The 23,453-nt window shown below is 73.3% G+C and carries 18 protein-coding genes; 7 read left to right on the top strand and 11 right to left on the bottom strand.

Features of this window, described 5'->3' with window-relative positions; genetic code table 11:
- Nucleotides 1-111 precede the first annotated feature (111 nt).
- Both ACIRBX_RS17105 and ACIRBX_RS17100 read left to right on the top strand, forming a co-directional pair.
- A complete protein-coding gene (locus ACIRBX_RS17105) occupies nucleotides 112-489 on the top strand; it encodes a hypothetical protein (protein ID WP_402297455.1) in 378 nt (125 codons plus the stop codon).
- A gap of 28 nt (nucleotides 490-517) precedes the next feature.
- The gene (locus ACIRBX_RS17100) at nucleotides 518-850 is read left to right on the top strand and encodes an ArsR/SmtB family transcription factor (RefSeq protein WP_402297454.1); all 333 of its coding nucleotides are present in this window, start codon (nucleotides 518-520) and stop codon (nucleotides 848-850) included.
- A 208-nt stretch (nucleotides 851-1,058) separates the two neighbouring features.
- On the opposite strand, the gene ACIRBX_RS17095 is transcribed toward ACIRBX_RS17100, so the two are convergent.
- Nucleotides 1,059-2,228, bottom strand: coding sequence for an aminotransferase class V-fold PLP-dependent enzyme (locus ACIRBX_RS17095; protein ID WP_402297452.1), 1,170 nt, complete (start codon nucleotides 2,226-2,228; stop codon nucleotides 1,059-1,061).
- 84 nt (nucleotides 2,229-2,312) lie between these two features.
- Here ACIRBX_RS17095 and ACIRBX_RS17090 point away from each other — a divergent pair, with 84 nt between their 5' ends.
- The 3 genes from ACIRBX_RS17090 (at nucleotide 2,313) to ACIRBX_RS17080 (ending at nucleotide 9,234) form a co-directional block, all read left to right on the top strand.
- Nucleotides 2,313-4,385, top strand: a complete 2,073-nt coding sequence (locus tag ACIRBX_RS17090) for a prolyl oligopeptidase family serine peptidase (RefSeq protein WP_402297450.1) — start codon at nucleotides 2,313-2,315, stop codon at nucleotides 4,383-4,385.
- A gap of 338 nt (nucleotides 4,386-4,723) precedes the next feature.
- Nucleotides 4,724-7,084, top strand: coding sequence for an immune inhibitor A domain-containing protein (locus tag ACIRBX_RS17085; protein ID WP_402297449.1), 2,361 nt, complete (start codon nucleotides 4,724-4,726; stop codon nucleotides 7,082-7,084).
- Between the two features lie 227 nt (nucleotides 7,085-7,311).
- The gene (locus tag ACIRBX_RS17080) at nucleotides 7,312-9,234 is read left to right on the top strand and encodes a helix-turn-helix domain-containing protein (protein WP_402297643.1); all 1,923 of its coding nucleotides are present in this window, start codon (nucleotides 7,312-7,314) and stop codon (nucleotides 9,232-9,234) included.
- Between the two features lie 430 nt (nucleotides 9,235-9,664).
- Here ACIRBX_RS17080 and ACIRBX_RS17075 read toward each other — a convergent pair whose 3' ends face one another.
- The 7 genes from ACIRBX_RS17075 to ACIRBX_RS17045 form a co-directional block, all read right to left on the bottom strand.
- Nucleotides 9,665-11,461 (bottom strand): glycoside hydrolase family 36 protein, encoded by a 1,797-nt coding sequence (locus ACIRBX_RS17075; protein ID WP_402297448.1) that lies wholly within the window; start codon nucleotides 11,459-11,461, stop codon nucleotides 9,665-9,667.
- 145 nt (nucleotides 11,462-11,606) lie between these two features.
- Nucleotides 11,607-11,768 (bottom strand): hypothetical protein, encoded by a 162-nt coding sequence (locus tag ACIRBX_RS17070; RefSeq protein WP_402297446.1) that lies wholly within the window; start codon nucleotides 11,766-11,768, stop codon nucleotides 11,607-11,609.
- Between the two features lie 275 nt (nucleotides 11,769-12,043).
- Nucleotides 12,044-13,048 (bottom strand): ABC transporter ATP-binding protein, encoded by a 1,005-nt coding sequence (locus ACIRBX_RS17065; RefSeq protein WP_402297445.1) that lies wholly within the window; start codon nucleotides 13,046-13,048, stop codon nucleotides 12,044-12,046.
- Nucleotides 13,045-14,040 (bottom strand): ABC transporter ATP-binding protein, encoded by a 996-nt coding sequence (locus tag ACIRBX_RS17060; RefSeq protein ID WP_402297442.1) that lies wholly within the window; start codon nucleotides 14,038-14,040, stop codon nucleotides 13,045-13,047. The genes ACIRBX_RS17065 and ACIRBX_RS17060 overlap by 4 nt, the downstream gene beginning before the upstream one ends.
- Nucleotides 14,037-15,026, bottom strand: coding sequence for an ABC transporter permease (locus tag ACIRBX_RS17055; RefSeq protein ID WP_402297440.1), 990 nt, complete (start codon nucleotides 15,024-15,026; stop codon nucleotides 14,037-14,039). Before ACIRBX_RS17055 ends, ACIRBX_RS17060 begins: the two co-directional genes overlap by 4 nt.
- Nucleotides 15,023-16,030: an ABC transporter permease gene (locus ACIRBX_RS17050; protein WP_402297439.1), complete on the bottom strand. Its 1,008-nt coding sequence runs from the start codon at nucleotides 16,028-16,030 to the stop codon at nucleotides 15,023-15,025. Before ACIRBX_RS17050 ends, ACIRBX_RS17055 begins: the two co-directional genes overlap by 4 nt.
- 13 nt (nucleotides 16,031-16,043) lie before the next feature.
- Nucleotides 16,044-17,777 (bottom strand): ABC transporter substrate-binding protein, encoded by a 1,734-nt coding sequence (locus tag ACIRBX_RS17045; protein WP_402297437.1) that lies wholly within the window; start codon nucleotides 17,775-17,777, stop codon nucleotides 16,044-16,046.
- Between the two features lie 276 nt (nucleotides 17,778-18,053).
- Here ACIRBX_RS17045 and ACIRBX_RS17040 point away from each other — a divergent pair, with 276 nt between their 5' ends.
- On the top strand, nucleotides 18,054-19,493 hold the full coding sequence (locus tag ACIRBX_RS17040; RefSeq protein WP_402297435.1) for an aminopeptidase P family protein: 1,440 nt from the start codon (nucleotides 18,054-18,056) through the stop codon (nucleotides 19,491-19,493).
- 22 nt (nucleotides 19,494-19,515) lie between these two features.
- Nucleotides 19,516-19,935, top strand: a complete 420-nt coding sequence (locus ACIRBX_RS17035) for a MerR family transcriptional regulator (protein WP_402297433.1) — start codon at nucleotides 19,516-19,518, stop codon at nucleotides 19,933-19,935.
- Nucleotides 19,936-20,319: 384 nt separating this feature from the next.
- Here the strand turns inward: ACIRBX_RS17035 and ACIRBX_RS17030 are convergent, their stop codons facing one another.
- Genes ACIRBX_RS17030 through ACIRBX_RS17020 form a run of 3 tightly spaced genes read right to left on the bottom strand, consistent with a single transcriptional unit; the run spans nucleotide 20,320 to nucleotide 23,304 of the window.
- A complete protein-coding gene (locus ACIRBX_RS17030; RefSeq protein ID WP_402297432.1) occupies nucleotides 20,320-21,339 on the bottom strand; it encodes a nitronate monooxygenase in 1,020 nt (339 codons plus the stop codon).
- A 46-nt stretch (nucleotides 21,340-21,385) separates the two neighbouring features.
- On the bottom strand, nucleotides 21,386-22,027 hold the full coding sequence (locus ACIRBX_RS17025) for a response regulator (RefSeq protein ID WP_402297430.1): 642 nt from the start codon (nucleotides 22,025-22,027) through the stop codon (nucleotides 21,386-21,388).
- On the bottom strand, nucleotides 22,024-23,304 hold the full coding sequence (locus ACIRBX_RS17020; protein WP_402297428.1) for a sensor histidine kinase: 1,281 nt from the start codon (nucleotides 23,302-23,304) through the stop codon (nucleotides 22,024-22,026). Before ACIRBX_RS17020 ends, ACIRBX_RS17025 begins: the two co-directional genes overlap by 4 nt.
- Nucleotides 23,305-23,453: the final 149 nt, after the last annotated feature.

Below are 23,453 nucleotides of genomic sequence, written 5' to 3'. Positions count from 1 at the left end.
CGGTCGGTTCCGGGCAGCCCGCCTCCCCGGGACGGGCGGCTTCCTACAGTCGGTGCACCGAGGCCGCCCGGACGGGCGCTGCCTCCACCGACAGCGGGAGGGCACGGCACCATGGCAAGTCTCGACAGCGCACTCAAGGACGCCATGAGCATCGACGGTGCGATCGGTGTCGCCCTGGTCGACTACGACAGCGGGATGGCGCTCGGCACCCTCACCGACGGCAGCACCGAGCTGGACCTGAACGTGGCAGCCGCCGCCAACACCGACCTGGTCCGCGCCAAGATGCGCACCATGCAGATGCTCAACCTGCACGACAACGAGATCGAGGACATGCTGATCTCGCTCACCACCCAGTACCACCTGATCCGCCCGCTCACCATGCCGAACGGCCGGGGCCTCTTCCTCTACCTGGCACTCAACCGGGCCCGGGCCAACATGGCGATGGCCCGGCACCAACTGCGGCTGATCGAGGCGGGCCTGGAACTCTGACGGTGCACCAGGGGGGAGGAGGTGACCGATGCCGGTCCAGCTGTACCAGGCCAAGGCGGAACTCTTCCGCATGCTCGGACACCCGGTCCGCATCCGGGTGCTGGAGATCCTCCAGGCCGGGCCGACCCCGGTCCGCGACCTGCTCGCCGATCTGGAGATCGAGCCCTCCAGCCTCTCCCAGCAGCTCGCCGTGCTCCGGCGGGCCGGGATCGTCACGGCCACCCGGGAGGGCCCGACGGTGGTCTACGCGCTGGCCGGCGGGGACGTGGCCGACCTGATGCGGGCGGCCCGGCGCATCCTCACCGAGCTGATCTCGGACCGGGACGCGCTGCTCGCGGAGCTGCGGGCGGCGGGGAACTGACGGTCCGCCGGAGGTGAGGGATCGTCAGGGCGACGGATCGCCGGGAGTGAGGAGTCTCAGGAGCGAGGGGTCGTCAGCAGCGAGGGGTCGTCGGGGGCCCGGCCGCACAGCGGGCCCCCGACGGGGTGGGAGGAGCGGGCCACGATCCGCTCCCCCGGTCTCGGCGCCCGCCAGGAGCGGACGGGCACCGAGGGTTCGAGGGGCCGCCTCAGCGACCGTCCAGCAGCTCCACCAGACCGGCCGCCAACTGCCGGTACTCCTCCGGTCGGTTGTAGATCTGGGCGCTCACCCGCAGCACCCCGCCGCCGGACCACGGGCGGATCGCCACCCGGGCGTTCAGCCGCCGCCGGATCGCCACCATCAGCGCCTTGGCGGTGTGGTCGCTCTCCGCACAGCCCGGGGGCAGCCGGACGCAGCGCATCGCGGCCCCGGCCATGCCGGGCAGCAGCCGCAGTCCGGCCCGCTCCACCAACTGCTGCTGCCCGTAGGCCGCCAGGGCGTCGTTGTACGCCCGGACCCGCTCGGTGCCGAGCTGGTCGAGCAGGGCGAAGCCGGTGGGGGCGGCCAGCCAGGGGGTGTAGTCGGCGGTGCCGCGCCACTCCACCCGACCGGGGAAGCCCCGGTCGTGCTCCCAGGAGAACATCAGCGGCCGGATCCGCGAGCGCCAGGTGCCGGCCACCGCGAGCACCGCCGCCGCCCTCGGGGTGAAGGCCCACTTGTGCAGGTTGCCGATCCAGAAGTCGGCGCCGCCCGCCTGCTCGCCGAGGTCCACCGGGAGCATCCCGGGCGCGTGCGCGGCGTCCACCACGGTGATCACGCCCCGGGCCCGCAGCTCGGCCAGCAGCACCGGATCGGCGATCCGGCGGGCCGTCGGCGAGGTGACCAGGTCGAGCACGGCCACCTTGGTGCGCTCGTCGACCGCGGCCAGCACGCGCTCCCGGACGGCCTGCTGATCCGGGGTGTGCAGGGAGAGCCGGACGGTGCGCACCCGGGCGCCGCTCTCGTCGGCCCGCCGCTCGGCGGCCCGGGTGACCACCCCGTAGCCGTGGTCGGTGGCCAGGATCTCGTCGCCCTCGGCGAGCGGGATGGAGTCCAGCACGACCGCCACGCCCTCGGTGACGTTGGTGACCAGGGCGATCCGGTCGGGCCGGGCGTTCAGGGCGGTGGCGATCCGGGCGCGGGCCCGGGCGATCCGGTCCGGCAGCTCCATGAACCAGCCGTCCGGGTCCTGCTCCTGCTCGGCGCGGAGCTTGGCCTGGGCGCGCTGGACGGGTAGTGGCACGGCTCCGTAGGAGCCGTGGTTCAGATGTGCCACGGCCGGGTCGAGGGTGAACAGCGAGGCCGCCCCCTGGATCTGGCGGGGCAGTTCGTTGTTCATGCGGCTCCCTCAGGTGATGATGTGTGACATTTCACACTGCATACTTCTAGCCGAAATCACCCCTCCGGGGCAACCATCGGGCCCGTGACCCACACCGACCCGTTCCTCGCCCTCAGCTCCCGCACCGGCCGCTTCACCTACGGCGCGCCGCGCGCGGTGACCTTCTCCGCCGACGGCACCCGGCTGCTGTTCCTGCGCTCCACCGGCTCGGAGGACCCGGTGGAGCGGCTCTGGCTGTTCGACCTGAGCACCCGTCAGGAACACCTGGTCGCCGACCCCACCGTCCTGCTGCCCGGCCGCACCGGAGCCCCCGCCGACCTGCCCGTGCTGGAGCGCCGCCTGCGCGAGCGCATCCGGCTCTGGGCCCCCGGCATCGGCTCCTTCGCCGCCACCTCGGACCTCTCGCACGCCGTCTTCGCGCTCGACGGCCGGATCTTCCGGACCTCCGTCGCCGACGGCTCCACCACCGAACTCCCGGTGGCCGGACCGGCCTTCGACCCCCGCCCGAACGCCGACGGCGCGGTGGTCGCCTACGTCACCGGCGGCGCGCTGCACCTGACCGACCGGGCCGAGCCGCTCAGCCCGGCCGACGGCGGCGTCTGGGGCGTCGCCGAATTCGCCGCCGCCGAGGAGCTCGGCCGCACCCGGGGCCACTGGTGGTCCCCCGACGCCCGCGCGGTGCTGGCCACCCGGATCGACGAATCCGCCCTGCCGCTGCGGTACTTCGCCGACCCGTCCCGCCCGGAGCAGCCGGCCGAGAGCTTCGCCTACCCGCAGGCCGGCGGCCCGAACGTGGACCTCCGACTCTGGGTGCTCGGCCTGGACGGCAGCCGCACCGAGGTCCGCTGGGACCGCGCGGCGTACCCGTACGTCTGCGCGGCCGGCTGGGAGGGCGACGGCGAGCTGCTGCTCACCGTGGCCGACCGCCTGCAGCAGAACGTGCTGCTGCTCAGCGCCGACCCGGCGACCGGCGAGACCCGCGAACTCTCGCGCACCGTGGACGAGTTCTGGGTGGACGACCTGCCCGGCACGCCGGCCAGGCTGCCCGACGGCCGGCTGCTCACCTCGGCCGACACCCCCGGCGGCGAGGCCCGCGCGGTGGCCCTGGACGGCAAGATCCTCACCGACGAGCGCACCCAGGTCCGCCGGGTGGTCGGCCACCACCGGGGCGGCCTGCTGATCGAGGCCGGCCAGGACGACCCGGCCGACCAGCACGTCTTCCGGCTCGACCCGGACAGCGGCGAGCTGACCCGGCTGACCGAGGGCACCGGCGTGCACTCGGTGCTCGTGGCGGGCGAGACCCTGCTGCTCACCTCGGCCACCCCCGCCGGCATCACCCGCCGACTGCACTTCGACGGCACGGAGTTCGACCTCCAGGACCTCTCGGCACCGCTGCCGTACGTGGTCACCCCGCAGCTGGCCCGGGTCACCGAGCTGGGCCTGCCGACCGCCGTGGTCTACCCGCGGGGCCACGTGGCCGGCCGCCGGCTGCCGGTGCTGCTGGACGTCTACGGCGGGCCCGGCTACCAGGCGGTGGCGAACGAGCCGCGCCGCTGGCAGGCCCGCCAGTGGTGGGCCGACCAGGGCTACGCCGTGGTCACCACCGACAACCGGGGCACCCCGTTCGTCTCGCCCACCTTCGTGAAGGCGATCTTCCGCCGGTTCTCCCAGGTGGCGATCGACGACCAGGTGGCCGCGCTCCAGGCGCTCGCCGAGACCCACCCGGACCTCGACCTGACCCGGGTCGGCGTGCGCGGCTGGTCCTACGGCGGGTACTTCGCGGCACTGGCCGTGCTCCGCCGCCCGGACGTCTTCCACGCCGCCGCGGCGGGCGCCCCGCCCACCGACTTCCGGCTCTACGACACCGCCTACACCGAGCGCTACCTGGGCCTGCCGCAGGAGAACCCCGAGGGCTACGCCGCCGACTGCCTGGTCGACGACGCCCCGGCGCTGACCCGTCCGCTGCTGCTGATCCACGGCCTGGCCGACGACAACGTGCACCCCTCGCACACCCTGCTGCTCTCCCAGGCCCTGCACGCGGCGGCCCGCCCGCACTCCGTGCTGCCGCTCTCCGGCGTCTCACACATGACCCCGGACGGGATGAACGAGCTGATCACCGAGGCCGAACTGGCTTTCCTCGGCTCGCACTTGGGCTGACCCGAGGTTCGCGGGGCCCGGTGGACTCCCGTCCGCCGGGCCCCGCGGCATCGACCGGCCCGCCCCCCGGTCCAGCACCGGGCGATCCTCCACGACGACGAGGTGCCGGCGGACAGCGCGCCGGCCGCCCGACCGGACCCGGCCACCCGGCCGGAGCGGTAGCCCGCCTGACGGTGCGTCAGAGCTGCGGCGCCCGTCGGACGGTGCGCCGGAACACCCCGTGTGGCCGGTGGGAAATTCGGGTAGTCAGAGGGGTTCCTTGTGATGGATGACATGTGAAATATTACCCTCGCTCACCCGACCACCCCCGTCCGGAAAGGACCGGTCAGTTGCGCAGAATGACCGCAGCAGCCCTCGCTGCACTGACCACCAGCGCGATAGCGGCCTCGCTGCTCGGCAGCGGCATCGCCGCCGCCGCCCCGCTGCCCACTCCCCCCGTCAACGCCCAGGTGGGCGCCGGTCTGGAGGCCAAGGAGGCCCCGCAGGCCCCGCTCGCCCCGCAGGAGAAGGTCCGGCAGGCGCTCCGTACCAAGGCGCTGGAGCAGCTCAACAAGGGCGCCGTGGCGAAGACTTCGGCGAAGACCGCGCCGAAGCAGGTCAAGATCGGGAACGACTACGTCCAGCTCGCGCAGGAGCGCAAGGACAAGGTCTTCGTGATCCTGGCCCAGTTCGGCGACCAGGTCGACAACACCACGCTCTACAACGGCGTCCCGCGCTACGCCGGCACCCCGGGTCCGAAGCACAACGCGATCCCGAAGCCGGACAAGAGCGACACCCACACCTTCTGGAAGAACGACTTCTCCAAGTCCTTCTACCAGCAGATGTTCTTCGACGACACGGCCGGCGCCAACTCGATGCGGAACTTCTACCGCACCCAGTCCTCCGGCCGGTACGACATCGAGGGCACCGTCTCCGACTGGGTCACGCTGCCCTGGAACGAGGCGCGCTACGGGTCCAACAAGGGCCCGCAGGGCGGCGGCGCCTGGACCCAGGCGCACGAGTTCATCCGGGACGCCACCAAGGCGTGGTACGACGGCGAGATCGCCAAGGGCCGTACCCCGCAGGCGGTCAAGGACGAGATCAAGCAGTACGACGTCTACGACCGGTACGACTTCGACAAGGACGGCAACTTCAACGAGCCCGACGGGTACATCGACAACCTCGTGGTGGTCCACGCGGGCGTCGACGAGACCTGGGGCGGCGGTGCGCAGGGCGGCGACGCCATGTGGGCGCACCGCGCCTGGGCCCTGCCGGACCCGGCCGGCCAGATCGGCCCGGAGGGCAACAAGATCGGCGGTGCGCCGCTCGGCGACACCGGCGTCTACGCCTACGACTACGTCCAGGGCGGCGAGAACTCGGGCGTGGGCCTGTTCGCCCACGAGTACGGCCACAACCTCGGCCTCCCGGACCTCTACCCGACCACGGGCGGCGACAACAGCGTCAACTTCTGGTCGCTGATGTCCTCCGCCTCGTACCTGGGCAAGGGCAAGAACACCACGGGCGAGTACCCCGGTGACCTGGACGCCTGGAGCAAGCTGCAGTTCGGCTGGCTCAACTACGACGACGCGCAGGCCGCCACCCGGTCCAGCCACGCGCTCGGCGTGAGCGGCTACAACACCGACCAGGCGCAGGCGGTGCTGGTGCACCTGCCGCCGACCACCAGGACCACCACGCTGGCCGACCCCTTCGAGGGTGCCAACCAGTTCTACAGCGGCACCGGTGACTACCTGGACAACTCGCTGACCCGCACGGTCGACCTGACCAACCGGATCGGCAGCGCCAACCTCACCGCCGCCACCTGGTACGACATCGAGCAGGACTACGACTTCCTGACCGTCGAGGCCAGCATCGACAACGGCAAGACCTGGAAGGCCCTCGGCGGCACGGTGGACGGCTCGCCGATCACCAACACCGTGGCCAACGTGCCCGGCTTCAGCGGCACTTCGAACGCCTGGCGGCAGGTCAGCATCCCGCTGACCTCCTACCTCGGCAAGAAGGTCCAGCTGCGGTTCCACGTCACCTCCGACAGCAACACCCACGGCAAGGGCGTCCTGGTCGACGCGATCAAGATCACCGCCGGTGGCATCGAGCTGGTCAACGACGGCGCCGAGAACGGCACCGGCGAGTGGGTGCTGAACGGCTTCTCCCCGCTCAAGGGCAAGGACTTCGTCAAGGAGCACCCGCGCGCCTACGTGGTGGAGAACCGTCGCTACGTCGGCTACGGCGCCTTCCTGAAGACCGGCCCGTACAACTTCGGCTACTCGGGCGTGGCCGGCAAGGCCAACGTGATCGACACCTACCCGTACCAGGAGGGCGTCCTCATCTGGCTGTGGGACACCAGCTACCTGGACAACAACACCAAGGACCACCCGGGCGGCGGCCTGATCCTCCCGATCGACGCCCACCCGCAGCCGATGAAGTTCTCGGACGGCACCCTGGTGAACGGCCGCGCGCAGACCTACGACGCGACCTTCTCGCTCCAGCCCACCACCGAGTTCACCCTGCACAAGGGCGGCGTGCTGAACGCCTTCCCGTCGAAGCCGGCCGTGCCGGTCTTCAACGACCGCACCGGGGTCTACTCCGACCCGGCGCTCCCGCAGCACGCGGTCGCGGTGCCGAACACCAACACCAAGATCGAGGTCGTCCGGGAGACCCAGGGCGGCAAGCTGACCACGGTCCGCGTCGCCCCCGCCTCCTGACCGTCGAGGAGTGAGCACCCTTACGCACCACCAGGGCTGACCACCCGTCAGCCGCACCACCGGAGCCCCGGCCCGCACACCCTGCGGACCGGGGCTCCGGCCTTGGTGCGTACGATCGCCGCAGGTCGATCGGGGGATCGGCGGCCTGAGGGAACGTCACGGCGACGGCAGGCCGTGCGGGGACACGACGGAGCAGCACGCGCAGCGAGGAGGGACCGTTGCCCACCGTGGGATCACTGGCCGATCTGCCGGGGTTGAGGCTGATCGGCAGGACGGGAGCGGAGCGGCTGGTGGCCGGGGTGGCCGAGCCGGACGAGGAGGTGGCGGACCGGCTGGTGCGGGTCGAACCACAGGCCACCGAACGGGACTTCGCCCGGCTGGCCGCCGGGCGGGCGGTGGCGGTCGGGGTGACGGTGCCGCAGGGCGAGCCGAGCGAACGGCAGCGGGTCGGCGCGGAGCGGCACGGCCTGGCCCTGCTGGCGGTCGAGGACGAGCGGAGCTGGCTGCGGGTGGCCCGCCGGATCGGCGACGCGCGGCTGCGCGAGGCCCAGGACGGCCGGGCCGAGCTGGCCCGACTCCTGGGCCACCTGCGGGAGTCCGCCGGCCCGGCGGACCGGCGGCTGGAGCGCCTGGTGGAGTGGCTGGCCCACGCCGTCGGCGGTCCGGTCCGGCTGACCACCGGCCGACCCGGCGAGCCGGCCGTGACGGCCGGGGCCGCCGGGGTGCTGGCCGGGGCCGGGCCGGCCACCGCCGAGCTGACCGACGGCCGACTGCGCTCGGCCGCACTGGACCTCGGCCCGCTGCACGTGCGGCTGGCCACCGTCGGCCGCCACCGCCCGTACCCCGTCCTGGCGGTGGGGCGCACCGAGCCCTTCGACGCCCGCGCGGGCACCCTGCTCGGGCACGCCGCCGACCTGATCGCCCCGCTGGTGCGGGTGCGGCGGGCCGAGGCCGACCGGGAGCGGTTGGAAGAGGTCCGGGCGGCCCTGCGGGTGGCCGTCTTCCAGCTGCTGATGGGCGGTGAGGTGACGCTGGCCCAGCGCACCGCCGAGGGCCTGGCCCCCGGCCTGCTGGACGCCGAGGAGCAGCGGGTCTACGTGCTGGAGGGCCCGGCCCCGGAGCGGGACGGGCTGGCCCGGCGGTGCCGGGAGGCGCTCGGCGACCGCGCGCTGGTGGTCCGCTGCCCCGCGTACGACCAGCACCTGATCGTGGTCGCCCCGCTGCACGCGGACCCGGCGGGCACGGCGGGCCCGGCGGGCGACCGGGACGGCGCGGGCCACGCCTACGGCCGGGACGGCGCGGACGGCTGGGAGGGCCTGGACGGGTGGGACCGGGTCGGTCTGACGCTGCGTGAGTTCGTCGCCGGGCGGCCGGACCGCGCACTGGGCGGCAGCGGCCGGCGGCCGCCGGCGCACACCGCCGGCTGCTACGGGGACGCCACCCGGGCGCTCGCGGTGGCCCGGCTGCGGCCCGACCGGGCGGCGCTGTACGCGGCCGAGAGCCGGCTCGGGCAGCTGCTGGACCCGTGGGGGGCGGCGCGCTGGGCCACGGGGGTGCTGCGACCGCTGCACGAGCTGCCGCTGAACGGGCGGGACCAGCTGCTCGGCACCCTGCACCTGGGCCTGGAGTTCCCCGCGGTGAGCGCCGGGCGCATCCTCGGCGTCAGCCGGAACACCGTGCGGGCCCGGATCGACCGGGCGGCCGACCGGCTCGGGCTGGACCTGGACGGGGTGACCGGCCGTACCGTGCTGCACCTGGCCCTGCAGGCGGCCGGCTCGGTCAGCGCGTGCGCGGTGCTCGGCACGGCGGGCACTCCTCCCCCGGCGCTCGGCGAGCTCCTGGCCGCCGGGCCGGTGTCGGACTGGGCCCGGGCGCAGTTCGAGCGGCTGGCACCGGACGGCCGGGCGCTGCGCGGCACGCTGCTGGCCTGGGTGCGGGCCGATCTCGGCGTGGAGCGGGCAGCCGGGGAGCTGGGGCTGCACCCGCAGACCGTCCGGGAGCACCTGCGGGCCGCCGAGCGGCTGTTGCAGCGTCAGCTGTTGTCCGGCGGCGGCGGGGTGTACGAGGTGGTGCTGGCCTTCGCCGCGCTCGGCGAGCTGACCCTGCCGGAGCCCCGGCCGGCCGAGCCCCCTCCCCCGAACCACGGCTGACGGACCCGCAGCCGGCTCGCACCGTGGAGGACAACGGCTGACCAGGCGGTGGCCGACCAGGGAGTGGCCGACCAGGCAGCGGCCGACCAGGCAGCGGCCGACCGGGCGGTGGCCGACCGGGCGGTGGCCGACCGGACAGCCCTCGACCGCCGGGGCCGGAGCCGACCGTGCAGGGGTGACAGGCCGGGGGCCGGTCACCGTGCACTCGTGCGGTATCGGCCCCGGCGGCGGCGCGCGTAACGTCTGGGGCACGAGCTCACCAGGCGGATCCCGCTGCTCGCGGTTCCCTCCGCCGGATCCGCCTGGTGCCCAGGGGTGTCCACCGGGCGGAGGCACCACTGCGCCCGGTGGGCCACGGGGGACGGCCCGGTTCGGAGGACCCCCACCCTCCGAACCGGGCCGCCGAACGACCGGGCCGCCGAACGACCGGTCAGTCCCGACCGAGCGTCAGCAGACCGCCGAGCGGCACGTGCACGGTGAACTCGGTGCCGTCCACCGAGGCCGTGGACTGCGCCACCGTGCCGCCGAGCGCGTCCTGCACCAGCAGCGAGAAGCGCCCCGGCACCCGGTCGAAGACCAGCCGGACCAGGGTGTCCGCCTCGGCGTTGGCCAGCAGCAGCGAGTCCCACTCCCCGGTGACCTTCACCGGCAGCGCGGCGTACCGACCGAAGGCCAGCGCGGCGCCGCTGCGGGCCTCGATCAGCGGGTAACCGAGCTCCGGGCGGTGCGGCCGGAAGCCGGACCGCTGGAGCAGGTCCCGGTGCTCGCGCATGACGGAGAGCCAGAACCGCACGGCGGCCGACTGCTCCGGGCTCTGCGCGGCCAGGTCCACCGAGACCTGGGCGGTGGCGAACAGCGAGGCGATCAGGAAGACCGCGATCTGCTCGGGGGCCTCCTCCGGGTGCCAGGTGATCGGGTCGGCGTGCACCGCCAGCGGGCCGGCGGTCAGCCGCAGGTCGGCGCAGCGGACCCGGTTCTCGGTCACGTTGTGCGGGCAGTCGGTGGCCCGGACCATGGTGGCGTACGGCCACAGGCCGGGGCCCATGTACTGCTGGCGGTGCTCGATCAGCACCTCGGGGCGGGTGGCCCGCAGCCGGGTGTCCAGCTCCGCCAGCAGGCGGCGGACGCCCTCGGCGACCTCGGTGCAGTCCGGGTCGGGCGAGGCCGTGGTGGCCTCGCGCATGAAGGTGTCGATGAAGTCGATCTTCAGCCCGTCCACCCCGTGCTGCTCGACCGCCGCCGCCAGCCGCTCGACCTGGTGGGCCCGGACCAGCGGGCTGCGCGGGTCCAGCACCGAGGTCTCCAGCATCGGCAGGTGCGCCAGGGTGTGCGGGGCCAGCTCCGCCTGGGCCGCACTGCGGTCGCCGAGGAACGGCAGGGCGTGCCAGAGCAGGTAGTTGAGGCCCAGCTTGCGGATCCGGGCGACGTGCTCGGCGAAGTCCGGGAAGCCCACCGGGGCGGGCTGCCAGTCCCCGGTGGTGGCGTAGGAGCGGCCCACCTCGTCGGTCTGCCAGCCGTCGTCCACGATCAGCGCGCCGAAGCCGAGCGGGGCGGCCAGCGCGGCCAGCCGCTCCACCTCGGGGGCGGTGATGGTCAGGTGGAGCGCGTACCAGGTGCAGAAGATCGGGTCGAAGGCGGCGTCCGGCACCGTGGAGGCGGGCAGCGACTCGGCCCACCAGGCGGCGCAGTCCCGGACGGTGTCGGCGAAGTGACGGCCGCTCAGGTCGAGGCGGAGCCGGAGCGGGCCCTCGTGCTCGACCCAGAAGCTGAAGTCGCCGGTCTCCTCGACCGCCCCCTCGCCGATCGAGACCGGGAGCACCGTCTCGCCGACCGCGAAGGTGCACAGCGCGGCGTCGGCGGTGCCGACCAGGCTGCCGACCGGGGCGCCCTTGGGCAGCGAGGCGATCCGGGGCAGCGCCCAGGAGGGCGGCAGCCAGCGGGTGCCGCTGAGCGGGGTCCAGTACCCGGTGGCACCCGTGCAGGGCAGCCGCCACTCGATCCGGGTGCGCACCGGCTGCTCGTCGTCGGGCAGTTCGGGCGTGACCTCGACGATCACCACGCCCGGCTCGGCCTGCGGGAGCACCCGCACGGCCAGGTGGCCGGCACCGACCGCGACGGCTCTGGCCCGGACCCCGGGCAGACCGAGGTCGATCTCGGCCAGCGTCTCGGTGCGGCCGGAGGGGTGGGCACTGCCGTCCCAGCTGAGCGGCTGTGGGGCCTGGGTCACGTCTGTGGCTGCCTTTCGTGGTACCCGCGCGGGGCGACCGCGGAAGCGGAAGGAACGGCCGCACCGCGCGGGAGTCGTTGGGTTGGACCCGGCCGGACGTGGCCCGCCGTCACGGTTCCCCGCCACGTCCGACCGGGGGTCTGGGTCACCTGCGCAGGGGGCCCTCGCAGGTGCGGTCGGAAGTGCCGGCCAGGACGGCGGCCGGGGTGGCCGCCCGGACCGACTGCACGGCCGGAAGTGTGAGGGTCGCGGCCAGGGCGGCCGCGAGCGGCGCGGTGCGCGCCGTTCGGGGGGAGGGGTTTCGCACGGGGGCTCCAGTGGGGGGTGGAGGTGGGGCGGACGTCCGCGCGGGAAGGGCGGGCCTGTTCGGGTGGGGCCGGACGGGCCGGTGCCTCCGGGCGGGCCGGGGTGTCCGGTACGGACGGGGTGCCGACGCGGACGGGATGCCGGGGCAGGGGGCTGTCCGGGGACGGCCCCGCGCCCTGCCCCGCGCCGCCGCCTCATGGGGAGGACGACGACGGCGCGGGCCGGGGGTCGCCGGGGTGCTGACGCGGGGTCAGCCCCCGGGGTGCCGGGGCGCTCTCACGCCTCGGGGAAGTGGCAGGCGGCCTGCCGGCCACCGCCGACCGCGGTGATCCGGAGCAGCGGCCGTTCGGTGCGGCAGATCTCCTGGACCTTGGGGCAGCGCGGGTGGAAGGTGCAGCCGCTCGGCGGGTTGGCCGGGCTCGGCGGGTCACCGAGCAGCACGATCCGCTCCCGGCGCCGCTCGGCGGCCGGGTCGGGCAGCGGCACCGCCGAGAGCAGCGCCTTGGTGTACGGGTGGGCGGGGTTGTCGTAGACGTCCCGCTTCTCGCCGATCTCGACGATCCGCCCGAGGTACATCACCGCGACCCGGTGGCTGATGTGCTTGACCACCGCCAGGTCGTGCGCGATGAACACATAGGCCACGCCCAGCTCGCGCTGGAGCCGCTCCATCAGGCCGACGATCTGCGCCTGGATGGAGACGTCCAGTGCGGAGACCGGCTCGTCCGCCACCACCAGCTCCGGGCGGGTGGCCAGGGCACGGGCGATGCCGATGCGCTGGGCCTGACCGCCGGAGAACTGGTGCGGGTAGCGGTCCAGGTGCTCGGGAGCGAGGCCGACCAGCTGGGTCAGCTCGCGCACCTCGCGCTGGATGGCCGCGGTGGAGTTGCCCTGGGCACGCAGCGGGGCGGAGATGATCTGCTGGACGGTCTGCCGCGGGTTCAGCGAGGCGAACGGGTCCTGGAAGATCATCTGCAACTTGCTGCGCAGCGGGCGGAGTTCACGCTGCCCGGTGCGGGTGATGTCCTTGCCCTGGAACGCCACCCGGCCCGCCGTCGGGTCCAGCAGCCGGACCAGCATCCGCCCGGTGGTGGACTTGCCGCAGCCGGACTCGCCGACCAGACCGAGGGTCTCCCCGGCCCGGACGTCGAAGCTGACGCCGTCCACCGCCTTGATCCCGGCGCCGCGCCGGATACCGGAGCGCGGGGCGGGGAAGGTCATGCCGAGGTCGTCGACCGTCAGGATGGTCTCGGTGGTGACGCCGGCGGTCACTTCGGTGGTCATGCGGTCACCCCCTTCGGGTCGGCCTGGTCGCGGACGCAGGCGTTGCGGTGCTCCGGGGCGACCAGGCGCAGGGCCGGCCGGCCGTCGGTGCAGAGCTCGCTGGGGCTCTCCGCGTAGACCTGGCAGCGCGGTTGGAAGGCGCAGCCCGGCGGCGGGTTGAGCAGCGAGGGCGGCGAGCCCGGGATGGAGCGCAGGGCCTCACCCTCCGGCGCGTCCAGCCGGGGCAGCGAGTCCAGCAGCCCCAGGGTGTACGGGTGCCGGGGGTTGGTGAACAGGGTGTCGGCGGGGGCCTGTTCGGCGGCGGCGCCGCCGTACATCACCAGCACCTCGTCGGCCACCCGGGCGATCACGCCCAGGTCGTGAGTGATCATCACCACGCCCAGCCCGCGGTCCTGTTGGAGCTTCATCAGCAGCTCCAGCACCTGGGCCTGGACGGTGACGTCCAGCGCCGTGGTGGGCTCGTCCGCGATGATCAGGTCCGGCTCGCAGGAGAGCGCGAGCGCGATCATCGCGCGCTGGCGCATGCCGCCGGAGAACTGGTGCGGGTGCTCCCCGGCCCGGCGGGCCGGCTCGGGGATGCCCACGTCGCCCAGCACCTCGACGGCCCGGGCCCAGGCGACCTTCTTGGAGGCGCCGAAGTGCTCCCGGTACGCCTCGGCGATCTGGTCGCCGATGGTGAAGTAGGGGTGCAGCGAGGTCAGCGCGTCCTGGAAGACCATCGCCATCCGCCGGCCGCGCAGCTTGCGCACGGTCTCCTCGGGGGCGCCGATCAGCTCGGTGCCCTCGAACTTCACCGAACCGGTGACCTTGGCGCCCCGGTGCAGGCCCATGACGGCCAGCGAGCTGACCGACTTGCCGGAGCCGGACTCGCCGACGATGCCCAGCGTCCGGCCGCGCTCGACCGAGAAGTCGACGCCCTTGATCGCCTTGACGACGCCCTCGGCGGTGTTGAACTCGACCTCGAGGTTCGAGACTTCGAGCAGTGTGGTCATGAGAGCCTCGCCCTCGGGTCGATCCAGGCGTAGAGCAGGTCAACGATGAGGTTGGAGCTGACGATGAAGAACGAGGCCAGCAGGGTGACGCCCATGATGACCGGCTGGTCGGACTTGTTGAGCGAGTCCGCGAACAGCTTGCCGACGCCCGGCAGGCTGAACAGCTGCTCGGTGATGAGCGCCCCGGCCAGCAGGCCGCCGAGGTCCAGGCCGAGCATGGTGGCCACCGGGGTGAGCGCGGGCCGCAGCCCGTGCCGCCCGACCACCCGGCGCTCCTTCAGGCCCTTGGCCCGGGCGGTGCGCACGAAGGGCTCGGCCATGGTCTCGATGACCGAGTTCCGGGTCATCCGGGCGTAGAGCGCGGCCGACAGCAGGGCCAGCGTGATCCAGGGCAGGATCAGGTTGCGCAGCCAGCCGACCGGGTCCTCGCCGAAGGCGACGTACCGGGGCAGCTCCATCAGGCCGAGCACCGAGACCACCAGGTAGAGCAGGATCATCGCGGTGAAGTAGACCGGCAGCGCGGCGATGCCGATGGTGGCCACCATCACGGTGCGGTCGATCCAGGTGTTCCGCTTGAGGGCGGAGACCACGCCGGCCGAGACGCCCAGGGCCAGCCAGCAGACCGCCGCCCCCAGGGCGAGCGAGGCGCTGACCGGGAAGCGGTCCATCATCAGGTCCCAGACCGGCTGGGCGCTCTGGAAGGAGTAGCCGAAGCACGGGAAGTCGCACTGGACCGCGTACTGGCCGGTGCCCATGGTCTGGCCGGCGAAGATGCCGACCAGGTAGCGGCCGAACTGGACGATCAGCGGATCGCTCAGGCCGAGCTGCTGGCGGACCAGCTCGATCCGCTCGGCGGAGCAGTCCTTGCCGCAGAACTGCGCGGCCGGGTCGGCCGGGAAGAGGTAGAACACCGCGAAGGTCAGGGCGCAGATCACCAACAGGGTGGCGACGATGCCGACCAGACGGCGGATCAGGAACCAGATCACGCCTTGCCGCCCTTCGGGTCCAGGGCGTCGCGCAGGGCGTCACCGATCAGGGTGAAGCCGAGGACGACCAGGAAGAGGCAGGCGCTCGGCAGGATGAAGAACATCGGGTCGACCTTGTAGTACGGCACCGAGTCCGCGATCATCTGGCCCCAGGACGGCGTGGGCGGCCGGACGCCGACACCCAGGAAGGTGAGGGCGGCCTCGGTGCCGATCAGGCCCGGGATGGCCAGCGTGACGTAGACGATGATCGTGCCGGAGAGGTTGGGGAGGATCTCGGTGGCCAGGATGCGCGACGAGCTGGTGCCGCTGGCCCGGGCCGCCTCGACGTACTCGCGGTGCTTGAGCGAGAGCGTCTGGGCCCGGATCACGCGGGCGATGTAGGGCCAGCTGAACACGCCCATCACGACGATCAGCAGGAACACCCGGTTGACGTCCCGGGCGACCGAGAGCAGCGCGATCATGAAGATCAGGGTGGGGAAGGACATCATCACGTCCATGAACCGGCTGATCACGGTGTCCACCCGGCCGCCGAAGTAGCCGGCCAGGATGCCGAGGGTCACCCCGATCACGGTGATCAGCGCGGCCGAGGCGAAGGCCACCAGCAGGCTGATCTGGGCGCCGTAGAGCAGCCGGGCGAAGATGTCCCGGCCCAGGCCGGGCTCGACGCCCAGCCAGTGGTCGGGGCTGATGCCGCCGAAGTCGCCCTTGGGCAGGCCGCCCAGGTAGGAGTTGATCGCCTTCTTGTCGGTGTCCGCCGGGCCGTGGCCGCTGATCGCGGTGATGACCGGGGCGAGCAGCGCGACCAGGACGAAGAACAGGATGATGCCGAAGCCGGTCAGCGCGGCCTTCTGGCGGCGCAGCCGCTGCCAGGCCAACCGCCAAGGGGAGGCCGGGAGTTGGGCTTTGGTGGAGGCGGGGGCAGCGGGACTGGCCGCCGCCCCCGCTCCCCCGGTCCCGTCGGCGCCGTCGGCGCCGGCCCGGGACGGAGAGAGCGGGGCGGTCATGCGGGACTCCCGGTTACTTGACGGACTTCAGGCCGATGACGGCGTAGTCGACCTGGCCGGCCCACACCGGGTGGGCGAAGGCACCGGCGATGTTCGAGCCGACCAGCAGCGGCTTCTTGGCCCAGGCCAGCGGCACGGCGGGCGACTTCTCCATGATCGAGGAGTCCAGCGCGAGCCACGCCTTGTTCGCCTCGGCGATGTCGCTCAGGCCGGCGATGCGCTCCAACTCGGCATTGGTGGCCGGGTCGTTGAAGCGGGTGACGTTGCCGAAGTTGCCCTTGTCCTTGATGATCTTGCCGTCGTAGATCATCGGCAGGAAGGTGGCGGCCGACGGGTAGTCGGGGCACCAGCCGCTGATCGACAGACCGGTCTGCTTGGTCTTGTCACCGACGATGGAGTTCACCGCGGTCGGGTCCACCACGTTGATGGTGACGTCGACGTTGACCTTCTTCAGCGCGGCCTGGATGGCCTCGGCCTGCTGCTTACCACCGGTGGAGGTGGTCAGCTCGGTCTTGAAGCCGGCCGCCTGGCCCGCCTCGGCCAGCAGGGCCTTGGCCTTCTCCGGGTCGCCGCCCGGCGCGATCTTGAAGTGGTCGACCGTCTTGCCGTCGGTGAGCACCGGCGGCAGGTAGGTGGTGGCGATGTCGACGAAGGCCGGTCCGCCCTGCGCCGCCTGGAACGCCTCCTTGTCCACCGCGTACTGCATCGCGAGGCGGACCTTGGGGTCGTTGAACGGGGCCTTGCTGTTGTCCATCTGCAGCGAGGTGGTGCAGCCCGCGTTCTCGGAGATCAGCCGGGACTTCAGCGCGGGGTTGGTCAGCACCTCACTGATCTTGGAGGCCACCAGGTCGACGTAGGAGAGCGCGCTCTGGTCGTCCCCCTGGTCGGCGATCAGGCGCTCGGCGACACCGGTGCCCTTGAGGGTCTGGTCGACGACGATCTTGTCCGGGTACGCCTTGCGGACGGTGTCGGTCTTCTCGTCCCAGAAGGTGTTGCGGACCAGCACCATGCGCTTGCCGCGGTCGTACGACTCGATCTTGTACGGGCCGGACGAGACCGGGTGGTTGCTGTAGTTCGCGCCCGCCTCCTTGGCCTTCGGCACCGGGGAGAAGGTCGGCAGCGTCACGGTGTAGCCGAACTCGGCGACCGGGCGCTTGAGGTGGAAGATGATGGTCTTCTCGTCCGGGACCTCGATGGACTCCTTGCCCAGACGCTGGCCGGCCAGCGGACCCTTGTAGTCGTCGGGCGCGTTCAGGTAGACCCGGGCGTAGTCCGGGCCGCCGGGGAGCTCCGGCGAGTAGGAGCGCTCGACGTTGTACTTGATGTCGTCGGCGACGATCGGGGTGCCGTCCTCGTACTTGAGGCCGTCCTTCAGCTTGAAGGTCCAGGTCTTGCCGCCGTCGCTGGACTGGCCGAGGTCGGTGGCCAGGTCCGGCTCGATCTTCAGGCCCTCGGCGCCGGGCGCCGCCTTGAAGGTGGTGAGGGTGCGGTAGAGCACCCGGACGCCGAAGTCCATCACCGGCATGGTCCAGTTGCGGGTGGGGTCCAGCTGGTCGAAGTCGGTGTTCGACAGCAGGTTCAGGGTGCCGCCCTTGACCGGGGTGCCGCCGATGATCCCGTTGCCCTCGGTCACGACGGGCTTGTCGGTGTCGTCCGAGGACGAGCCGGTGCTCGAACAGGCCCCGAGGCCGAGGGTGAGTGCTGCCGTGATCGCCGTCGCGAGAACGGCGTGAATGCGCCTGGTCATGTGCAACTCCGCAGTGGAAGGCCACAGTTGCGGCCTTGGTCCGCCCCGGGGCTGATCCGGGGCCGCCAGGAGAGCTGCCCGCCGGGGTCTAGCCGCTCCATGGTGTGACCCGTAACATAGTAATGTGAAATTGCACTGGCAAGGGATGGAGCGGGCCGTTACCGAGCTGTGTCCCTCCTGTCCCTCAACTCCCCACCCGCGCCAGGCAACACCGCACGTCGACCCCGTGCGTGGAACAGCACCAGCACCGTCCAGTTCGGCGAAGGAGCCGCAGCCGTGACCGACCCACGCCCCCTCAACACCGGCAGCCACGACCTGCCCGTCTCCCCCGCCCTGGACGCCTTCATGGGCACCGGGTGGGCGGCCACCCCACTGCCCGCCACCGACCGGGTGGCCGGTCACGACTTCATGCCGGCCCGCCGGGCCAGACTGGCCGCCGCCTTCCCCGGCGAGCGCCTGGTCGTCCCGGCCGGCCAGTTGAAGGTCCGGAGCAACGACTGCGACTACCGCTTCCGCCCGCACAGCGCCTACGCCTGGCTCACCGGCCTCACCGGCGAGGAGCAGGTCGGCCACGTCCTGGTGGTCGAGCCCGACGGCGAGCCGGTGCTCTACCTGCGCCCGCGCTCCCCGCGCGGCGGCGAGGGCCCGTACGGCTCCGAGTTCTACCGCGACCGCCGGTACGGCGAGTTCTGGGTCGGCCGCCGCCCCGACCTGGACGAGGCCGCCCGGCTCACCGGCATCCGCGCCGCCCACCTGGACGCGCTGGAGGACCTGCTGACGGGCACTCAGGTGCCGACCCGCCTGCTCGGCGGTGTCGACCCGCTGCTCGACGCCCTGCTGCCGACCGCCGCCGACACGCAGCTCGCCGCCACCCTCTCCGAACTGCGCCTGATCAAGGACAGCTGGGAGGTCGGCCAGCTCCAGCTCTCGGTGGACCTCACCACCGCCGGCTTCGAGGACGTCGTCCGGGCGCTCCCGTACGCGCTCAAGCACGGCCGCGGCGAGCGCTGGCTGGAGGGCACCTTCAACCTCCGGGCCCGCGCCGAGGGCAACGGCACCGGCTACGACACCATCGTCGCCTCCGGCGCGCACGCCTGCGTGCTGCACTGGATCCGCAACGACGGCGCCCTCGACCCGTCCAAGCTGCTGCTGCTGGACGCCGGCGTCGAGACCGACTCGCTCTACACCGCCGACATCACCCGCACCCTGCCGCTCAGCGGCACCTTCTCCCCGATCCAGCGTCAGGTCTACGAGCTGGTGCTCGCCGCCCAGGACGCCGGCATCGCCACCCTCAAGCCGGGCGCCAGCTTCCGCGACTTCCACCGGGCCGGCATGCGGGTGATCGCCGAGGGCCTGGCCGACTGGGGCGTCCTCAAGATCAGCGCCGACGAGGCGATGCAGGAGGACAGCGGCCTGTTCCGCCGCTACACCCTCTGCTCCAGCGGCCACATGCTCGGCCTGGACGTCCACGACTGTGCCAAGGCCCGGGCCGAGACGTACCTCGACGGCAAGCTGGAGGAGGGCCAGGTGCTCACCGTCGAGCCCGGCCTCTACCTCCAGCCCGACGACGAGACGCTCCCCGCCGAGCTGCGCGGCATCGGCGTCCGGATCGAGGACGACCTGGTCATCACCTCGGACGGGGCCCGGCTGATGTCGGGCGCGCTGCCGCGCTCGGTGGCCGGTATCGAGGAGTGGATGGGCAGTCTGCTGGGCTGAGCCGGCTTGCCATGATGGCTCCGTGACGAATGCTTCGACGGACGTTTCGACCGGCGCATCGACGGACGTGTCGACGGACCACGAGGTCGAACTGACCCCGGCTCAGGCGGTGGCCGAGTCGGGGTTCAGTCTCGACACCCTGCGCTACTACGAACGGGTCGGCCTACTCGGCGAGGTCCGCCGCTCGGCCAGCGGCCACCGCCGCTTCACCCCGCACGACCTGGCCTGGCTCGGCGTGCTCCGCTGCCTGCGGGACACCGGGATGCCGATCGCCGACATGCTCTCCTACGCCGAGCTGGTCCGCTCCGGCGACGCCACGGTGGCGGAGCGGCTGGCGGTGCTGGAGGCGCACGACGAACAGGTGGAGCAGCAGATCCGGGAGCTGCGGCGCCAGCAGCAGGCGATCCGCGACAAGATCGCCTACTACCGCGAGGTCCTCTGACTGCCACTCACCCCGCCGGGGGCGGCCCCGCACGCCGACGGTCGCCCCGACCGGGCCCTGGCGCCCCGCACGAGCACCCGGCCACACGACATCCCGGCACCGCAGCGGACCGACCCGCGCGACGCGAAGACCCGGCCCCGGAACAGCCCCCGCACACCACCACGCAACGCCGCCGAAACCCAAGCAGACCCCCGGCACCCCACGCGAGCACCCGGCCGCACGACATCCCGGCACCGCAGCGGACCGACCACCTGACGCGAAGACCCGACCGGCCCCGGAACAGCACCCGCACACCGCCGAAACCGCGCAGACCCCCGCACCGACGCAATGCCCCGACCGAGCCCCGGCACCCCGCGCAAGCACCCGACCGCCGGTGACACCCCGTCAGACCGTCCCGCCCGCCGCCTCGAAGGCCGCGACAAACTCCCGGGTGAGGTCGGCCGCCCGGCCGGGCCGGGCCAGACGGTGGGCGGTGCCGGCCCACAGGTGCATCGCCTCCGCGTCGCCACGGGCGGTGGCGGCGGCCCGCAGCGGGGCGGTCAGGTGGTGCACCTCCGGGTAGCCGACCGGGGCCTGCGGGCCGTAGCGGTCGACGAAGGCGTTCCGCAGGGCGCGGGCCGGGCGGCCGGTGAAGGCCCGGGTGACGGTGGTCGGGCCCGGGTGCTCGGCGAGCGCCCGGCGGTAGGGCGCGTTCGCCCCCGACTCGTCGGCGAGCAGGTACGCCGTCCCGATCTGCGCCGCCACCGCACCGGCCCGCCGCACGGCCGCCAGTGACGGCCCGTCGGCCAGCCCGCCGGCCGCGATCATCGGCAGACCGACGGCGGCGATCTCCCGGAGGAGCTCGGGCAGCGCGGTCGTGCCCGGCTCCGCGTCCGCCCGGTGGGTGCCCCGGTGGCCACCCGCCTCCGGCCCCTGCACGCAGAGCGCGTCCATCCCGAGCGCCGCCGCCGCACGGGCCTCCGCCACCGTGGTGACGGTGGCCACCTGGTAGCTGCCCGCCGCCCGGAACGCCGCCGCCTCGGCCGCACCCGGCAGCCCGAGGGTGTACGAGAGCACCGGCACCGGATCGGCCAGCAGCAGCGCGGTCTTCTCCTCCCACCCGTCCCGGTCCGGCCCGGTGAGCTCCGGCAGCGCCACCCCGTGGCGTGCCGCCTCCGGCCGCAGGACGTCCCGGTAGGCCGCGACCACCGAGGGATCGGACGGCTCCCCGGGCACGAAGAGGTTCACCCCGAACGGACGGTCCGTCAGCTTCCGGGTCTCGGCGATCTGCTCCCCGAGGAGCTCCGCCCCCTTGTACCCGGCGGCCAGGAACCCCAGCCCGCCCCCCTCGTTGACGGCGGCCACCAGGGCGGGCGTGGACCCGCCCCCGGCCATGGGAGCGGCGATGATCGACGGAAGCCTCATGCCCTCACCGTAGTGGCTGCACCGTCGGCCCGCGGAGCCTCCGGCCTCAGGGCCGGATCAGCCCGCTGGCCAGGCCCGAGGCGATCGCCGCCGTCCGGCTGTCCACGCCCAACTTGTCGTAGATGTGCACCAGGTGGGTCTTCACCGTCGCCTCGCTGATGAACAGCCGCTTGGCGATCTGCCGGTTCGCCAGCCCCTCCGCCAGCAGTTGGAGGATCTCCGCCTCCCGGGGCGACAGCGTCGGCCGCCCGGCCCGCACCCGCCCCAGCAGCCGCGCCGCGACCGGCGGCGCCAGCACCGTCTCCCCGCGCGCGGCGGCCCGGACCGCCGCCACCAGTTCCTCCGGCGGCGCGTCCTTCAGCAGGTACCCCGTCGCCCCGGCCTCGACCGCCGCCAGGATGTCCGCGTCGGTGCTGTAGGTGGTCAGGATCAGCACCGCCGGCGGGTCCGGCAGCGCGGTGATCCGCCGGGTGGCCTCCACGCCGTGCATGCCGGTGCCCATCTGAAGGTCCATCAGCACCACGTCGGGCCGGGCCTCCCCGGCCGCCGCCAGCTCCTCCAGCACCCGGAGCGCCTCGGCCCCGTCGGCCGCCTCGCCGACCGCCGCCAGCTCCTCCAGCTCGTCCACCATCGCCCGCAGCCCGCGCCGCACCACCGGATGGTCGTCCACCAGCAGCACCCTGATCACAGCGCCTCCACCTGCGGGGTCTCCGTCCGTCGGGTGTCCGCCCGTCCGGTGTCCGCCCGCCGGGACCCGCCCTGCGGGGCCTCCCGCATCACGGTCTCCGCCGCCTCGATCGCCCGCAGCGGCAGCGACACCGCCACCACCGTGCCCTCCCCGGGGGCCGACTCCACCGTCAGGCTGCCGCCGAGCGCCGCGATCCGCTCCCGCATCCCGTGCAGCCCGAACCGGGCCCGCCCGGGCCCGGGCAGGGCCAGCGGGTCGAAGCCCACCCCGTCGTCGAACACGTCCAGCGTCACCTCGTCGTCCAGGTAGGTCAGGGTCACCGCCACCGCCCGGGCCCCGGCGTGCCGGACCGCGTTGCCCAGCGCCTCCTGGGTCAGCCGCAGCAGTGCCACCTCGGCCTCCACCGGCAGCGGGTAGGGCTCGCCGTCCAGGTGGAAGGCGGCGCCCTGACCGGCCGTCAGCCGGCGCAGCGCCTCGCACAGGGTGGCGTCGTCCAGTGCGGGCGGGGTGAGCGCCTGGACGAAGCGGCGGGCCTCCGCGAGGTTCGCCGAGGCGGTGGCCCCGACCTCGGCGATCCGCTCCCGCGCCGTCCCGGCGCCCTCCGGCAGGGCCGACTCCGCCGAGCGCGCGAGCAGCACGATGCTGGACAGGCCCTGCGCCAGGGTGTCGTGGATCTCCCGGGCCAGCCGCTGGCGCTCGGCCAGCCGACCGGCCTCGCGCTGGGTGGCGGCCAGCTCGTCCCGGGCCCGGACCAGGTCGTCGATCAGCCGCTGCTTCTCCCGGCTCTCCCGGTAGAGCGCCGCGTAGCCGTAGGCGGTGAGCAGCGCGACCACCGAGCCGGCCACCGGGCCGAGCACCTTGGCGGTGGTCAGCCCGCCCTCCGTCCCGGCCTGGGCGGCGACCACCACGGCGGTCAGCGCGGCCACCGCGAGCACGGCCCAGCGGGTCGGCATCAGGTGCAGGCAGACGAAGTACAGCGGGAAGGCCAGGTAGCAGAACTCGGGGTGCTGGAGCGTCAGCCCGATCCAGAGCAGCAGCACCGCACCGAACCAGACCCCGGCCCGGAGCCGGCTGGTGCGGACCGACTCCACCGCGCCACCGCCCAGGTAGACGGCGGCCAGCAGCATCGCGGTGACCACGGCGCCGGGCCCGAGGTTGCCGACCGCCAGACCCCGGGCGAGCAGCACCACCAGCAGGGCGAGGAACAGCCCGTGCAGGGCGAGGTTCATCAGCCGCAGCGCGGGCGTCGTCCCGGTGTGGGGTCGGTCGGCAGTCACGCCTTCCGAGAGTACGGGGTGCCGGGCGGGGCTCCGGCCGCCACGGCATCAACCGTTCGATGGATTCCCGGGTGCATCCCCCGCAGGAGTGGACTCCCCCTCCTCTCCCTGATGGAACGCGGCGCCCGCGCCGACAGGGTGGAGGAGTC

Origin of the sequence: Kitasatospora sp. NPDC096147 (assembly GCF_044763225.1) — a bacterium.
Lineage (GTDB): Bacteria > Actinomycetota > Actinomycetes > Streptomycetales > Streptomycetaceae > Kitasatospora.
Note: the sequence above shows the minus strand (reverse complement) of the source record. Positions and strands in the feature narration are given on the sequence as shown.